The 15,958-nt window shown below is 52.3% G+C and carries 11 protein-coding genes; 3 read left to right on the forward strand and 8 right to left on the reverse strand.

The window, feature by feature from the left end; all coding sequences use genetic code 11:
- Positions 1–50: 50 nt before the first annotated feature.
- From gcvP to P3X23_RS08205, 3 genes are all read right to left on the reverse strand, one after another.
- On the reverse strand, positions 51–2,921 hold the full coding sequence (gene gcvP, locus P3X23_RS08195; protein WP_300875239.1) for an aminomethyl-transferring glycine dehydrogenase: 2,871 nt from the start codon (positions 2,919–2,921) through the stop codon (positions 51–53).
- A 73-nt stretch (positions 2,922–2,994) separates the two neighbouring features.
- Positions 2,995–3,867 (reverse strand): class I SAM-dependent methyltransferase, encoded by an 873-nt coding sequence (locus P3X23_RS08200; protein ID WP_300875242.1) that lies wholly within the window; start codon positions 3,865–3,867, stop codon positions 2,995–2,997.
- 151 nt (positions 3,868–4,018) lie between these two features.
- A complete protein-coding gene (locus tag P3X23_RS08205) occupies positions 4,019–4,663 on the reverse strand; it encodes a class I SAM-dependent methyltransferase (RefSeq protein ID WP_300875266.1) in 645 nt (214 codons plus the stop codon).
- Positions 4,664–4,805: 142 nt separating this feature from the next.
- On the opposite strand from P3X23_RS08205, the gene P3X23_RS08210 reads away from it, so the two are divergent.
- The 3 genes from P3X23_RS08210 to ctpA all read left to right on the forward strand — a co-directional run bounded on the left by P3X23_RS08210 (position 4,806) and on the right by ctpA (position 8,424).
- Positions 4,806–6,257, forward strand: coding sequence for a TolC family protein (locus tag P3X23_RS08210; RefSeq protein ID WP_300875244.1), 1,452 nt, complete (start codon positions 4,806–4,808; stop codon positions 6,255–6,257).
- A complete protein-coding gene (gene truB / locus P3X23_RS08215) occupies positions 6,257–7,120 on the forward strand; it encodes a tRNA pseudouridine(55) synthase TruB (protein ID WP_300875246.1) in 864 nt (287 codons plus the stop codon). The genes P3X23_RS08210 and truB overlap by 1 nt, the downstream gene beginning before the upstream one ends.
- 65 nt (positions 7,121–7,185) lie before the next feature.
- Positions 7,186–8,424 (forward strand): carboxyl-terminal processing protease CtpA, encoded by a 1,239-nt coding sequence (ctpA, locus tag P3X23_RS08220; RefSeq protein ID WP_300875249.1) that lies wholly within the window; start codon positions 7,186–7,188, stop codon positions 8,422–8,424.
- On the opposite strand, the gene gor is transcribed toward ctpA, so the two are convergent.
- The 5 genes from gor to P3X23_RS08245 all read right to left on the reverse strand — a co-directional run.
- Positions 8,411–9,796 (reverse strand): glutathione-disulfide reductase, encoded by a 1,386-nt coding sequence (gene gor / locus P3X23_RS08225; RefSeq protein ID WP_300875252.1) that lies wholly within the window; start codon positions 9,794–9,796, stop codon positions 8,411–8,413. The genes ctpA and gor overlap by 14 nt on opposite strands.
- 41 nt (positions 9,797–9,837) lie before the next feature.
- Positions 9,838–11,163, reverse strand: coding sequence for a permease (locus P3X23_RS08230; RefSeq protein ID WP_300875254.1), 1,326 nt, complete (start codon positions 11,161–11,163; stop codon positions 9,838–9,840).
- Between the two features lie 24 nt (positions 11,164–11,187).
- Positions 11,188–11,430: a thioredoxin family protein gene (locus P3X23_RS08235; RefSeq protein WP_300875257.1), complete on the reverse strand. Its 243-nt coding sequence runs from the start codon at positions 11,428–11,430 to the stop codon at positions 11,188–11,190.
- 384 nt (positions 11,431–11,814) lie between these two features.
- Positions 11,815–15,366, reverse strand: coding sequence for a methionine synthase (metH, locus tag P3X23_RS08240; protein WP_300875260.1), 3,552 nt, complete (start codon positions 15,364–15,366; stop codon positions 11,815–11,817).
- Positions 15,367–15,438: 72 nt separating this feature from the next.
- Positions 15,439–15,958, reverse strand: a 520-nt coding sequence (locus P3X23_RS08245; RefSeq protein ID WP_300875263.1) for a hypothetical protein, incomplete at its 5' end; no start/stop codon positions are given.

Consider the following 15,958-nt stretch of genomic DNA (forward strand, 5'->3'; position numbering starts at 1 on the left):
TTGGCTTTGACAAGGAGAATGGGCAACAGGTGCAAAAATTTCAGCTTTGCTTAAGACTCGGGTGTTATCCTTGGCATTGAGCAGCTACACACCAGATGGCGATCGCCATAGGCATTGTCAATGCGGGCTACCGCCGGCCAGAATTTATACTCCCGCAGCCAGGGGGCGGGGTAGGCAGCCACTTCCCGCGAATAGGGATAAGGCCATGGATCTGTGGCCAGCATCCGTGCCGGGTGGGGGGCATTTTTCAGGGGGTTTTGCTGGCGATCGCTCAGTCCGGCCTCAATTGCTGCAATTTCGTTGCGAATGGCAATCATGGCGTTACAAAAGCGATCTAGTTCCGCTTTGGTTTCACTTTCAGTGGGTTCGATCATCAACGTGCCAGGGACGGGCCAAGAGACGGTGGGGGCGTGGAAGCCATAGTCCATGAGTCGTTTAGCAACATCTTCCACCTCGATCCCCGCCGACTTTTTCAGAGGACGCAGATCGAGAATGCACTCATGGGCAACAAGACCATGGGCACCTTTGTAAAGAATGGGATAGTAGGGTTCAAGGCGCTTAGCAATGTAGTTGGCATTGAGAATGGCGATCGCGGTGGCGCGCGTCAGCCCTGCCCCGCCCATCAGTGTGATGTACATCCAAGAAATCGGCAAAATACTGGCACTGCCCCAGGGGGCCGCAGTCACAGGGCCAATTTCTGCTCCTTGAGGAATTAGGCGGGTTGTGGGTAAAAAGGGCGCCAAGTGGGCTTTTACTCCAATTGGCCCAACACCGGGGCCACCGCCCCCATGGGGAATGCAGAAGGTTTTGTGCAAATTCAAATGGCAGACATCGGCACCAAAGTCCCCTGGACGGCATAGCCCCACTTGGGCATTCATGTTGGCGCCATCCATGTACACCTGAGCACCGTAGCGATGGACAATCTCGCAAATTTGACGAATTTCCGTTTCAAAGACCCCATGGGTGGAAGGATAAGTGATCATCAGGGCGGCAAGGCGATCCCCATAGCCTTCAGCCTTGGTGGCCAAATCTGCCACATCAATATTGCCCTGGGCATCACAATTCACTGCCACCACTTGCATCCCGGCCATCACCGCACTTGCCGGATTGGTGCCATGGGCGGAGGTGGGAATTAAACAGACATTGCGCTGGCCTTCACCGCGGCTGTGGTGGTACTGGCGAATGACTAAAAGTCCGGCATATTCCCCTTGGGAGCCAGCATTGGGTTGCAGGGAAATGGCATCAAAGCCCGTGAGTTCCGCCAGCATTGCTTCTAGCTCTTGAAACAGTTGCCCATAGCCTTCAGCTTGTGCTAGCGGTACAAAGGGGTGCAATTGATTGAATTCTGGCCAACTGATGGGCACCATTTCTACTGCTGCATTGAGCTTCATCGTGCAGGAACCCAGGGGAATCATTGAGGTAGTAAGGGAGAGATCCTTAGCTTGAAGGCAGTAGATGTAGCGCAGCAGGGCGTGTTCACTGTGGTAGTTTTGAAAGACCGGGTGTTGCAGGTAAGCAGATTGGCGTTTTAGGGTTGACGGTAGGCGATCGCCCCTTGATCCAGCCACTGGCGTTGCCCCAAAGAGTTTCAAGAGATCTACAACATCTTGCTCTGTGGTTGTCTCATCTAAGCTAATGCCCACACTGCCATCGTCAAAGTAGCGCAGGTTAATTTGCGCCGCCGCTGCCCGTTCCTTGAGCACCTGTACGGGCAGGTTCCCCAAGCGAATGCGCAGGGTATCAAAAAATTCCGAATAGAAAAGCTGATAGCCTGCTACTTCTAGGCTCGCCGCTAGGGTTACTGCCCGTTGATGAATGCGCTCAGCAATTTGCCGCAGCCCCGCTGATCCATGATAGACAGCGTACATACTGGCAACAACCGCCAAAAGCACTTGGGCGGTGCAGATGTTACTGGTGGCTTTTTCGCGACGGATGTGCTGCTCCCGCGTTTGCAGGGCAAGGCGCAATGCTTTTTGCCCAAGGGCATCATGGGAAACCCCCACCAGTCGTCCGGGCAACTGGCGTTTGAACTCCTCACGGGTGGCAAAGAAGGCAGCATGGGGACCCCCATAGCCCAAGGGCACGCCAAACCGCTGAGAACTGCCCACGGCAATGTCGGCTCCCAATTCACCCGGCGGTGTCAACAGGGTTAGGGCAAGGAGGTCGGTGGCCACGGTCACCAACAGTCCCCGCTCATGGGCAGCGGCAATGAGAGCTTGGGGCGATCGCACCGCACCATCGGTAGCGGGATATTGCAAAAATAGACCAAAAGCATTCCCCCAAGGCAATTCAGCGGCAGTTGGATCAATAGGCACAATCTCAATTCCTAACGGCAGTGCCCGCGTCCGCAGAACAGCTAGGGTTTGGGGATGGCAATCCTGCGCCACCAAAAATCGCTTGGCTCCCTTTTGACGGCAGGCATTGAGGCTCAGTGTCATGGCTTCAGCGGCAGCCGTTGCTTCATCAAGAAGGGAGGCATTGGCAATGGGAAACGCAGTGAGATCGCTCACAAGGGTTTGAAAGTTGAGGAGGGCCTCTAGGCGTCCTTGGGCAATTTCTGCTTGATAGGGAGTATAAGCAGTGTACCAGCCGGGATTTTCCAGAATATTGCGCTGAATTACCGCAGGAGTAATGCAGTTGTAATAGCCCATGCCGATGTAGCTGCGCCAAACTTGGTTTTTTTCAGCAATAGTCCGCAACTTTTTTAGTGCTGCTACTTCGCTAAGGCCTTCCCCTAGTGCCAAGGGACGCTGCAGGCGAATCTCAGGGGGAATGACGGCATTGATCAGTTCCTCAAGGCTGCGATACCCCAACAAGCTCAACATTTCAGGTAAATCGGCGGGCGTAACGCCAATGTGCCGCGCCACAAATTCTGCCTCTGTCTCTAGGTTGATTTCCAGTTGGGGCAATGAACTGACCATCGCTATTGCACTTACTCTTAACCAGTTGTCCGTAATATCTTAATCGTTCTCCACAGCAAATTCAACTGTAAGCTTACAAACAACCTTTTATGAAGTATCCCCGAATTGTCCCACCTAAGCTGGTAGTAGCCAGTATGAAATTGGCAGCCCGTTTAGCGAAGTTGAGAAGCGAATTCTTTTCTGTTGCAATTCTAATCTTTTCATTGTCCACTTTTAGGAGATTCCTTAGCTCTTTCTTGGGAAATAGTCTATCAAAATCAATCCCTGTTGTCTCAACTTTTTTGCACAAAAATCCATTCTTAACCATTAGCTCCCTGAGTGTTTTCGGAGTATAGTAGCAAAGATGTTCGGGATAATGGATGATCGAATACTTTTCTTGCAAAATATACCTAACTATTGAATTAAAGTTGGGAGTTGTACAGTAGAAAAGCCCACCCCGCCGTAAGAATCTAGAAATTTGGTAGATTAATTCTCTGGGATTATTGATATGCTCAATTACTTCAATTGCAATAATTACATCAAAGTAGTTAGAGGGAAATAAATCCTCCCGCAAGGTGCCGTAATGAGTTTTAATGCCTTTATCGATACACAATTGAGCACCTCTTTCTGAGAGTTCTGTTCCTTGCACCTCCCAATAATTTTTTCTTGCCTCTAGTAAAAAATCACCTTTCCCACAACCTATTTCAAGAATTTGATTGCTATTACGGTAGATCTCAAACTCCTTTAAAAGCTTCTGATATCGCTTAATAGTGACCGGGGATACAGGTCTATCTTCTGCATAGCTATAGATAGAGTAGTATTGTTTTAATTCTTCCTCCGAAGGAACTTTCTCAATAAAAACAAAACCACAATCTTGGCACTTTACAATGTGATGACTATTGTAGTATCTTCTTAATTTTTTCAGATTAGAGGATTGACAAAGCAAACAATTAGAATGAACGGTCATAAAATAATCCTTAGCGATTCAAGTTCAGACAATCAAGAGTTTATAAACACTCTAGCATGGGAATTTCAAGCGGCTCAGCCTATCCCAGACTCACTCTTGTCAACTCCCTGTTGAGACAGTGAATACACCATTCCTTGCAACAGTTATCTATCTAATCTGCGATGGGACTCAGGGGTTTGCGAGCCTGAAGCACTTGTAGGCTACGTCCTAACACATAAGCTTTCCTTTCAAGGAGAAATTTATTTTCTTTAAGTTGTTGGGGCAAGTCTATGTGCAGGAGTTGCCAGGCGGTCTCGGTTTCAAAAAGCCAGAAAAACAGGGCAATTCCAAGCCACAGAAGGGGGACTTGGGGAGGATGAAAATCAATCAGGGCAAACCAGCCACCGGGCTTAAGCACTCGCCACACTTCCGCCAAGATGGCACGCAGTTGCTGCGGGGTCATTTCGTGGAGCGCCATGCTGGTGTGCACTAAATCAAAGGTGGCATCGGCAAAGGGCATCTTCTCAGCAAAGGCTTCCACATAGGTGGCTTGGGGCACCCGCTGCTGGGCACGGGCGATCGCCAGCGGCGAGGCATCGAGGCCGATGACCTGATCAAAAGCCTCCACTAAGGCTTGAGTAACAACGCCGTGGGCACAGCACAGGTCTAGAACAATAGCACTGCGGGGTAGATGCAAATCTTGCCAAGCCAAGCGATGCAGGCGATCGCTTCCCCCCACGGTTTGTGCTGCAAGGGCGCTAATTGTGTCGTAAAGCCAAGGGTACTGATAGCTCCAAGTGCGTAAAATTGTTGCCACTGTGCCGGTTACAGGATTGAAGTTTTCTCGAACTTGAGCCAAGTGTAGCGCCTTTTTGAGGGTAATTCTTAAAGATAAGGACTGTTATAGTTTTAGGGGTAAGGAATTTATAACTATAATTCTCACGGCGTCGGGAGTGAACATGGGTCAACCATCCATCTGCCAACAAAGCAGTCTGCTGCTGGGAAGCCTTGTGGGCGTCTTGATTACCATGACTGGGGGAGCGATCGCCCAACCCAATCCTAGGGCAACGGATCTTTTGCCCCTCAACCCCAATCCCGATCCCCTCTATCTCCCCAGTCGTCCCGATCAAGTAAAAATTGACCTAGATCGACCCATTACCCTCAACGAAGCGCTTGAACTTGCCCGCCGCAATAATCGCCAACTGCAGATCTTAGAGGCACAACTGCAACAAAGTCGGGCTGTCCTCCGCCAGGCCAAAGCAGCCCTCTATCCCACCATTTCTTTCCAGTTGGGCATTAATCGTACGGATTCAGCGGCAATTCGCCTACAAAACGCCCAATTACCACCTCCTTTACGTCTTAACACCGCGAGCAATACTTGGACTAGCACCGTGCAGTTGGGGTACAACATTTTCACCGCTGGCCAGCGGGATGCAAGTATCAAAGCAGCCCAGGAACAGGTGCGCAATGCCGAACTAGATCTTCAGCGGGAACTTGAACAACTGCGTCAGGAGGTCACCAATGCCTACTACAACATCCAACAGGCGGAAGCTCTTGTACGTATTAGTGAAGCAGCAGTACAAAACTCGCAAATCAGCTTGCGGGATGCGATCGCCCGCGAACGCGCTGGCTTGGGAACCAAGTTTGATGTTTTAACAGCGGAAGTGCAACTGGCCAACAACCAGCAACAACTGGTGCAAGCTCAAAGCCAACTGCAAACGGCTCAACGCCAACTAGCACAGCTGCTCAGTCTTAATGACAAAGCTAATGTCCGAGCGGCTGACCCAATTCGAGTGGTTGGGGAATGGACCCTCTCCCTTGAGGAGAGTATTGCCTTGGCTTGGCGCAACCGCGTGGAACTGGAACAGCAGCTTACCCAACGGAATGCAGCACTCCAACAGCGACGGGTTGCCTTGGGGAATCTTGGCCCCCAATTGGTTGCCGGCGGCACTTTCAATACATTGGACAACTTAGACGATGCAGTTGCCCCTCGCTGGGGCTACACCGTTGGCGGCCAATTGAACCTGACCCTTTTTGACGGTGGAGTGTCTCGCGCCAGTGCCGCGCAGCAGGAAAGTGCTGCGGCTATTGCCGCAGCCCAGTATGCCGCCTTTCGCAACTTGATTCGCTTCCAAGTGGAGCAGGCCTACTACACCCTCAAGTCCAGCCAAGAAAATATCCGCACCAATGAGGTGGCGGTGCGCCAAGCAACGGAGGGGCTCCGCCTTGCCCGTCTGCGCTTCCAAGCGGGTGTGGGCACCCAGGCGGAGGTGAGTAATGCAGAAACCGCCTTAGTTCGCGCTCAGAGCAATCTGCTGAGTTCCACTGTGGAGTACAACCGAGCGATCGCTGCCCTGCAGCGCTTTGTCAGTGGTTTACCCCTAAGCCCCCAGAAGACTGCAACGCCTTGATGTTTGGTTTTTTGAACCTCAATAAACCCGCTGGCTATACGTCCCACGACTGCATTAACGAGCTGCGAAAGCGGCTGCGGCTCAAACGCATTGGTCATGGCGGCACCTTGGATCCCATGGCCACTGGGGTGTTGCCGATTGCCCTTGGTTCAGCAACGCGGCTTCTTCCCTATTTGTGTAATCGCAAAGTTTACATTGGCACTGTACGCTTCGGAATTACCACCACCACCGATGACATTACGGGTAACATTTGCCAAGAGCGGGCGGCTGATCACCTCACCCTTGCCGCCATTCAGGAACATCTACCGCGGTTTATTGGTCAAATTGAACAATTACCTCCGGCCTACAGTGCTATTCAAGTGGGGGGGCAGCGACTCTATGCGCGTGCCCGGGCTGGCGAGGTAGTAAGCGCGCCGCCACGTACTGTGGAAATTTATGCTATCGAGGTCTTGGACTGGCAAGCGGGTTCCTACCCCGAACTCAGCCTGCGCATTAGCTGTGGCAGTGGTACCTATATTCGTGCCCTTGCCCGCGATTTGGGAGCAGCCTTGGGGGTCGGGGGAACTTTGGCAACTCTGCAGCGGATTGAAAGTGGCGGCTTGAGGATTGAGCAGAGCCATTCTCTAGAGATGATTTCCCCAGAGCATTTACCCCTGCACCCTCCCCAAGAGGTTCTGGCTCACCTCCCTTGGCAAGAGCTAGATGAAGCGCAACTTCAGGACTGGTATCAGGGGCGTGCCGTTGTTTGCGCAGGGCTGCCGTCAGCCCAGAAGGTTGTTGGCGTAACGTTTGCCGGTACTGCTGTGGGGATTGCGCTGAGGGGGGGCGATCGCCTACATCCCAAAGTTGTCCTCAAAAATTAACTGTGTCTTCCGAAAGAGTTTTCTAGTGCTAGCTTAGGAAAAAGAAGTAATCAACAGGTGGAGCAATGGGGGTTCGTTGGTTACAACGTCTCATTTGTTTTTTCGTTATTCTTGTGGGGGTTTGGGGTCTTTTCCCCTCTGAACCCACAATTGCCCTCACGGAGGAACAAAAACTCCTTAATGAGGCGTGGCGCATTGTCAACCAAGCCTACGTTGATCCGTCCTTCAATGGCCAAAACTGGTGGCTAGTGCGCGAAAGAGCCTTGAAGCGCCCCCTCCCCAATCGCGAGGCCACCTATGAGGCCATTGAAAAGATGCTGGCCACGCTTCAGGATCCGTTTACTCGACTCCTGCGACCTGCCCAATTTCGTAGCCTCCAGACAACCACTGCCGGCGAATTAACCGGCGTTGGTTTACAAATTAGCACCGACCCGGAAACTGGCGTCCTCGAAGTGATTGCCCCCATTGATGGTTCCCCCGCTGCCAAAGCCGGTATTCAACCAAGAGATCGCATTCTTGCCATTGATGGCGTTTCCACCACTAAGCTCAGCCTCGATGAAGCTGCCGAACGAATGCGGGGAGCAGCAGGTTCCGCCGTCCATCTGTTGCTACAACGAGGCAGCAACACCCCTCAAGACATTACCCTGCAACGGGGACATATTGAAATTAATCCGGTGATTGCTGAAGCTCGCCAAGTGCAAGGTCACACCGTTGGCTATATCCGCCTCGGTCAGTTTAGTGCCATGGCGGCCACAGAAATGCGCAAAGCAATTCAGCGGCTAGAGCAGCAGGGAGCTGAGGAATACATTCTTGATCTGCGCAATAATCCAGGGGGGCTGTTGCAGGCAGGGTTAGAAATTGCCCAACTCTGGCTCGATTCGGGGGTAATTGTCTATACCGTTGATCGCCAAGGGATTGTTGATAGCCTCGATGCCAGTGGCGGAGCCCTCACCCATGATCCGTTAGTTGTCCTTGTGAACGGTGGAACAGCCAGTGCTAGTGAGATTTTAGCCGCTGCCCTTCAAGACCATGGGCGTGCCCGCCTCGTGGGCGATCGCACCTTTGGTAAAGGCTCAATTCAGTCTCTCTTTAACCTTAGTGATGGCTCTGGTCTGGCGGTGACCATTGCCCACTACGAAACCCCTAACCACCACAACATCAACAAAGTGGGGATTGAGCCGGACCGAAAAGTCCTTGATGCGCCAGAGAGCGTAATGGCCATGGGTACCCCAAGGGATCCCCAATATCTGGCGGCTCTAGAACTACTCCACAATCCCATTCAAGTTGCCACTAACGCAGCGTAACAAATTCCTCCGCTGTCGAGGGGTGAATCGCTATGGTGGCATCAAAGTCTTTCTTGGTGGCACCCATTTTCAGGGCGATCGCAACCCCTTGGATAATTTCAGCGGCATTATCCCCCACCATGTGGGCACCTAACACCCACTCCGTATTTTTTTCCACCACCAACTTGACAATCACCTTTTCATCGCGACCTGTAATGCTGTGGTACATTGGCCGAAAGGCAGTGCGGTAGATTTTGACATTGTCTTCGCCCAATTTCGCTTTGGCCTGGGCCTCCGACAGCCCCACTGAAGCTGCCTCCGGTTGGGAAAATACTGCCGAAGGAATATTCTCATAACTGAGGGTGCGGGGTAGGTTGCCAAATTGGGTATCGGCAAAGGCGCGTCCTTCAGCAATGGCTACGGGCGTGAGGTTAACGCGGTTGGTGCAGTCCCCCACGGCAAAAATGTGTTCTTGGTTGGTGCGATAGTATTCATCCACAGCTACAGCCACAATCCCCTGACGATTGGCACTGAGGTGCACCCCTGCTTGATCAAGACCTAGTCCCTGCAAGTTGGGCGCCCGTCCCACCGCACAGAGTACCGTATCCACTTTGGTTTCACACGCTTGCCCTTGGTGTTCGTAGTGAATGCGGATATTGCCCTTCTTGGTGAGCTGCAAGCCGGTAATGTGGCACTGGGGACGAACATCAATGCCGTGGCGCAGCATCCCCTCATAGACGCCATCTTGAATATCTTGGTCAAAACCCCGCAGCGGGCGATCGCCCCGCAGAAAATGAATCACTTCCGTGCCTAGCCCCTGCATGATACCGGCAAACTCGACACTGATGTAGCCACCGCCAAGAATGGCCATGCGCTTTGGCTGCTTGGGCAGTAAAAACATCTCCCGAGAGGTAATGCTGTGTTCAATGCCCGGCACATTGGGCTTAATTGCTTCCCCCCCCACAGCAATCAAGATTTTCGCCGCTGTTACCCGCTGCTGTACTTGTCCTTGGCGATCCACAAGTTCTAGGGTATGGGGGTCAGCAAAGCGAGCAAAAAAGGGCAGCAGTTCCACCCCGGCTTGAGCAAGTTGGCTAATATGCTTTTGGCTGAGACGATTTACCTCTTGGTTGACCGCTTGCATCAGGCGCTCCCAGTTTAATTTGGCTGCGACGGGACGCCAGCCATAGCCGACGGCATCTTCAAAAAGATGGCTAAACTTAGAGCCATAGACCATGAGCTTTTTCGGAACACAACCCCGAATGACGCAGGTCCCACCGACTTTATCCGCTTCAGCAATGGCCACCTTTGCACCGTAGGAGGCGGCTCGTTTTGAGGCCGCCAGGCCACCAGAACCAGCACCAATCACAAACAGGTCGTAGTCGTAGCTCATCCTCGCTTCCCAAAATCTAGCCTCAGTCTAGCGAATCTGCGTCAACCCCAAAAGTAGCCATAGCCAATGCCGGACAGCGTTGCCATTAACACGACCAATGCAACATAGGCAATTGTTTTGCGCCAACCAATGATTTGGCGGATGACCAGCATATTGGGCAAGGATAATGCAGGCCCAGCCAGTAGGAGCGCCAGCGCGGGGCCTTGTCCCATACCATTGGCCAATAGGCCTTGCAGGATCGGGACTTCTGTTAGCGTGGCAAAGTACATAAACGCGCCGGCAATTGCCGCTACAAAATTTGCCCCTATGGAGTTACCGCCCACTGCTTGGGTAATCCATTGGCTGGGAATCAAAGCTTCACTCCCTGGCCGACCCAGTAGAGCACCGGCAATGAGTACCCCCAGCAACAGGAGGGGTAGAATTTGCTGAGCATACTCCCAAGTGGATTCAAACCAAGCCTTGGCTTCACCCCGAGCAGTACTGGTCAACCAAACCAAACCCACAATGGCTGCACTAAAGGGAACCAGTGGCACTGCGGCAAATCGCCACGCCAAGACAGCGGTCACGCCAACAATGAGTAGCACTTTGGACGGGTTTAGGTGGTACCAATACACCAAGAGGCCACCGAGAATTAGCCCTAAGAATCCCGTGAGCCACCACTTGCCAAGGGCGATCGCCTGCCAGAGGAAGACATTGCTAGTGGGCTGTGCCCAGTTAGCAAAGACCAGAATTCCCACTAACACCCCAAAGAAGATCACCTGCTGCCAGAGTGGACGGGCGGGTTCATCGCTGACTAGGGGTGTGCTGCTGACGGGAGATGCTGTAACCGGACTGGGAAAGAGGGCTTGCATGATTAACCCGATGACCACACTAAAAAGAATGGCGCCGATCGCCCGCGCTGCCCCCAAAGACAGCCCCAAGACCCGTGCTGTGAGAATAATCGCCAAGACATTAATGGCTGGCCCCGAATAGAGGAAGGCGATCGCTGGCCCTAACCCTGCCCCGCGGCGATAAATACTGGCAAACAGAGGCAAAACTGTACAGGAGCACACCGCCAAGATAGTCCCTGATACCGCTGCTACGCCATAGGCCAAAGTTTTAGGGGCTTCTGCCCCCAAATACTTCATCACTGCCTCTTGGCTGAGAAAGACAGCGATTGCCCCCGCAATAAAAAAGGCAGGCACCAAACAGAGAATGACATGCTCTTGAGCATACCAGCGCACCAAGTACAGCGCGTTCCAGAAGGCAGCATGGAGGCGCGGCCACTGCTGCAACTGCTCAACGGGCAAATAAAAGCACAAGAGAAAGACGGCAAGGATCGCCACTAGGGATTTCCACTGCCGCTGCCAAAAGGTACTGCCTTGCATTGCTCTCTCCTTTTTTAGAGATATTTAGTGGGGGAGGAATGCAACAATTTCATCAGCACTCAGGACTTTGCCTTGGGAAACCACTTGACCATTGATCCGCAAAGCAGGTGTGCGCATCACGCCACAATCAGCGATCGCCACAGGATCACTAATGTGATTGACGTTGGCCATTAAGTTCAACTGAGCAAGGGCAGTACGGGCATTGACCTCCAATTCATGGCACTTTTTGCAACCTGTACCCAAAATATCAACCGTGAGTTCACTCATAGGGGCTTTCCTAAACCGGTTTTTCTAACCCTAGCCTAAACCTTATACCTAACTATAGGGTCAAGGGGCTTGAACAGTTCCGTTAAAATATCACCCAATACCCTCCCAAGAGGTGGGTTGCCGTTGGGAGTGGTTGGCAAACCCATGGCGGGCAACCCTTGTCGCGATGACCTTGCCCCAGACAACCTGCAGGCGACCTATTTTGTGCACCGCCCGCTTTGCCTACAACTGGGCACTGGCCACCACTGCGGTGGTGGTAAAACCGCCTCGGCGAAGCAGGAAGCAGGCTGCAGATTGAGCAATTAATGGCCAAATTTGCATAGGTATTGCGGAACGGCTATCCGTTTCACTCCCTTTTGAATAGCTATACAGAAAAAATAAGGCCTAAACGCTGAAGTACTTGGCCGCCGGATGGTAGCAGATAATAGCGGTGGTGGATTGCTCAGGGTAGAGCTGTTCACTTTCGTCCATGTACATACCCATGCGATCGCTCTCCAAAAGTCGCAGTTGCGTGTATTGATCCTGCATATTGGGACAAGCAGGGTAGCCAAAACTATAGCGGGAACCTTGGTAACGCTGGGCCAAAATATCGCGAATGGATGCGGGATCTGGTGTACACCCCAACTCGCGACGGATGCGGGCATGGCACCACTCGGCTAGAGCCTCAGCCGTCTGCACCGCCATGCCGTGGAAGTAGAGGTAGTCAGTGTATTGATTGGCAGCAAATAATTCCTGCGCCACTTGGGTGGCAATTTCGCCAACGGTGACGGCCTGCATGGGAAAGACGTCAATAATGCCCGATGCCACAGGGGCAAAAAAGTCGGCAATGCACAGACGACGGCCCGTCTTTTGGCGGGGGAAGGTAAACTGGGCGATCGCCCGCTCAGGGACACAGGCACTTTTATCCCCTACGCGCTGCGGGTCGTAGATATAGACAGTGTTGCCCTCACTTTGGCAAGGAAAGTAGCCATAGATCAGTTCAGGATGGAGGAGATTTTCAGTGAGGATGCGCTGTTTCCATGTCTCAAGGATGGGGTAAACCTTCTCGGCAAGGAAGGCGTCGTAGGTGGCGCGGTCTTGATCTTTGGGCTTGCGAAACTGCCACTGGCCGGCAATTAGAGCTTGGAGATCGAGGTAGGCAAAAACTTCTGGGAGGGGAATCTGATCCGCCTTGAGGTGACAAATGCCCCAAAAGGGGGGCGTGGGGCGGGGAATATCGACAGCTACAGCTTCAGAGCGGCGGGTATCCACCCCTTCAGGACTCTCTGGTGCTGGCAAAGGAGAAGGTTCAGGAGCGATCGCTGGCGTGTCCCTTTCCTCTAGCCCAGGGACACGAGTGTCATCTAAAAATCCTTGGCGATCATCCCACAGACCTGCGGCCTTCGCCTCCATTAGCCGATCCATAAAATGCAAGTCGGCAAAGGCATCCTTCCCGTAGATCACTTGACCATGATAAGTGGACTGGCAATCCTCATAGACAAACTTGGGTGTAAGAGCTGCCCCTCCCAAAATGACAGGAACCGTAATGCCGCGCTCATTAAAGACCTCGAGATTTTCCTTCATGAAGGCAGTGGATTTGACTAGGAGGCCACTCATGGCAAGGCAGTCTGCCTGGTGCTCCTCGTAGGCTTGGATGATATTTTCAACGGGCTGTTTAATCCCCAAGTTAATTACCCGGTAGCCGTTGTTGGTAAGGATAATATCCACCAGGTTTTTGCCAATATCGTGGACATCCCCCTTAACCGTGGCAATGACAACAGTGCCCTTTGCTGTCTCCCCTGTGGCGGATTTTTCCATAAAGGGTTCAAGGTAGGCAACGGCCGCTTTCATGGTTTCTGCGGACTGCAGGACAAAGGGAAGCTGCATCTGCCCAGAGCCAAAGAGTTCGCCCACCACCTTCATGCCATCGAGGAGGAACGTATTGATAATTTCAAGGGGGGGATACTTTTCAAGGGCTTTGGCAAGGGTGTCTTCAAGACCAAGGCGATCGCCATCAATGATGTGGCGCTTGAGCCGCTCTTCAATAGGCAGGTTCTCCACCTGCGAGCGATCCTGTGGAGTGGTTTTGCCCTCAAACAGCCGCGTAAGTTCGGCAAGGGGGTCATAGACACACACGTCCCCGTCAAAGCGCCGCAGATCATAGATAAGATCACGGCACACCCGCTGATGCTCTGGGTCAATTTTGGCAAGGGGCAAAATTTTGGCGGCACTGACAATAGCAGCATCCATCCCCGCTTGGATGGCCTCGTGAAGAAACATCGAGTTGAGCACTTGGCGAGCCGCAGGGTTCAAACCAAAAGAGATATTGGAGATGCCGAGGAGAATGTGGCAGTCGGGGAGTTCAGCGCGAATGCGGCGAATTGCAGCAATGGTTTCGCGCCCGTTGACCCGATCCTCCTCAATCCCCGTGGAAATGGGCAACGCCAAGGGATCAAAGAAAATCTCATAGGGGGGAATGCCATAGTCAAGGGCAGCCCTATAGGCTCTTTGGGCAATGGCAAACTTTTTCTCAGCAGTCCGTGCCATTCCCTCTTCATCAATCGTACCGACAACCACACCAGCACCGTAGGTCTTTGCCAGTTCCAAGACTTTATAGAAGCGGGATTCACCATCCTCAAAGTTGGTGGAGTTCAGCAAGCACTTACCCCCAGCCACCTTCAAGCCTGCTTCCATCTTTTGCCATTCGGTGGAGTCAAGCATCAAGGGCAGGGTAACGTTGGTAACCAGCCGTGAGACCAACTCCCGCATATCGCGCACCCCATCGCGGCCCACATAGTCCACGTTGACATCGAGGATGTGGGCACCTTCGCGCACTTGGGCGCGAGCAAGGGCAACAAGGCCATCCCAATCTTCGGCATTGAGGAGATCGCGGCATTTTTTCGAGCCACTGGCATTGAGCCGCTCGCCAATAATCAGGAAGGAATTCTCCTGATCGTAGGGTTGGGGACTGTAGATCGAGGCGGCAGCAGGTGTCCGTTGGGGAGTTCGGGGCTTTGGCGTCAGGGTGGCCGCAATTTCTGTAAGGGCAGCAATGTGATCGGGACGTGTGCCACAGCAGCCGCCAATCACCTGCACACCAAAATCTTCAACAAAGCGGGTAAGGGCAAGCCGTAACTCCATTGGCGTCAGTTTGTAGTGGGCGTGACCGCCAATGTTTTCTGGCAAGCCGGCATTGGGAATACAGGAAATCACAAAGGGGGAGTGCTGGGAGAGATAGCGGATATGTTCCGTCATCAGGTCAGGGCCAGTGGCACAGTTAAGACCCAGAATATCAATGGGATAGGGTTCCAGAATGGTGAGGGCAGCGCCAATTTCGGAGCCAATCAGCATGGTGCCCTGCTGTTCCATGGTCACGGAGACCATCAGGGGACGGCGTTCCCCTCGCTCTCGAAAGACGGCCATCACGCCATTGAGCGCCGCTTTAATTTGCAGTACGTCTTGGCAAGTCTCAATAATAAACAGGTCAACCCCGCCATCAAAAAGACCAGCCGCTTGTTCGCGAAACGCACTGTAGAGAGTGTCGTAGTCAATGTGGCCAAGGGTGGGGAGCTTGGTGCCTGGTCCCATCGAGCCAGCAACAAAACGGGGTTTCTCGGGGGTACTAAATTCGGCGGCAATAGATTTGGCCAGTTCCGCGGCTTTCTTGCTGATTTCGTAGGCGCGATCGCCCAGATTGTACTCACTGAGAACAATTGAGGATGAGCCAAAGGTATCTGTTTCAATGACATCTGCTCCTGCTGCCAAAAAATCACGATGCACCTTGGCCACTGCCTCTGGCTTACTGATCACCAGATATTCATTGCAGCCTTCGTACTCTTTGCTACCAAAGTCCTCTGCCGTCAAGTTTTGCGCCTGCAGATTCGTACCCATTGCCCCATCAAAGACAATGACACGACGGGGTTCCGCATGGAGATACTCAAGAAAGGACATAGACATCCACCAGGGTCAGCCGATTTGGACGAGAGAGTTCCTTAATTTTAGTCCTCCGCAGAAAGGCGCGATCCTTTTTCAGGATTCAACACCACCACTGCGCTCAGACTTTTCTAAGCACTTTGCTCTGAACCCCACCCCCATTGCCACTCCCCAGAGTAACCAAAATAATAAACTCGCCTTCAGATCAACCCAAACCTGAGCCTCGAACAGTTGATGAACAAATACACCACCCTGAACAGCAAGTAGAGCAGCACCTAAAGCTGAGAGCAAGGAGTGATGACTTCTGTAAGCAAACCAAGCACCAATGCTTGCAGTACCCCATAGAGATAGCCAACTAATTAAAGCGAGTATTCCCACATCAGCAACTATTTCGAAAAAAACGTTATGAAAATAGACAAGAGAAAATTCCTCAACATTTAACCTGGGATAAAAGAGATGGACAATAATAGATTTTTCAACTATGCCTGAGCCTGTAAACATAAAATCGTTAAGCATTAACCAGCCGTAAAACCATTGCCTGCTTCGCTCAATAAATGTATATTCAAAGGGATTTCCCAGAGCTCTTAGAATAGATTGGATACTCTCAGGATATATG

It is taken from the genome of Thermosynechococcus sp. Uc (assembly GCF_029335995.1).
In the GTDB taxonomy this organism is placed as follows: Bacteria; Cyanobacteriota; Cyanobacteriia; order Thermosynechococcales; family Thermosynechococcaceae; genus Thermosynechococcus.

Excerpts from the sequence above, each read along its gene's own strand:
- P3X23_RS08235 (WP_300875257.1), bottom strand. The coding sequence starts at position 11,430 with ATGAGTGAACTCACGGTTGATATTTTGGGTACAGGTTGCAAAAAGTGC.
- ctpA (WP_300875249.1), top strand. The coding sequence starts at position 7,186 with ATGGGGGTTCGTTGGTTACAACGTCTCATTTGTTTTTTCGTTATTCTT.
- P3X23_RS08200 (WP_300875242.1), bottom strand. The coding sequence starts at position 3,867 with ATGACCGTTCATTCTAATTGTTTGCTTTGTCAATCCTCTAATCTGAAA.
- metH (WP_300875260.1), bottom strand. The coding sequence starts at position 15,366 with ATGTCTATGTCCTTTCTTGAGTATCTCCATGCGGAACCCCGTCGTGTC.
- gcvP (WP_300875239.1), bottom strand. The coding sequence starts at position 2,921 with ATGGTCAGTTCATTGCCCCAACTGGAAATCAACCTAGAGACAGAGGCA.
- truB (WP_300875246.1), top strand. The coding sequence starts at position 6,257 with ATGTTTGGTTTTTTGAACCTCAATAAACCCGCTGGCTATACGTCCCAC.
- gor (WP_300875252.1), bottom strand. The coding sequence starts at position 9,796 with ATGAGCTACGACTACGACCTGTTTGTGATTGGTGCTGGTTCTGGTGGC.
- P3X23_RS08230 (WP_300875254.1), bottom strand. The coding sequence starts at position 11,163 with ATGCAAGGCAGTACCTTTTGGCAGCGGCAGTGGAAATCCCTAGTGGCG.
- P3X23_RS08210 (WP_300875244.1), top strand. The coding sequence starts at position 4,806 with ATGGGTCAACCATCCATCTGCCAACAAAGCAGTCTGCTGCTGGGAAGC.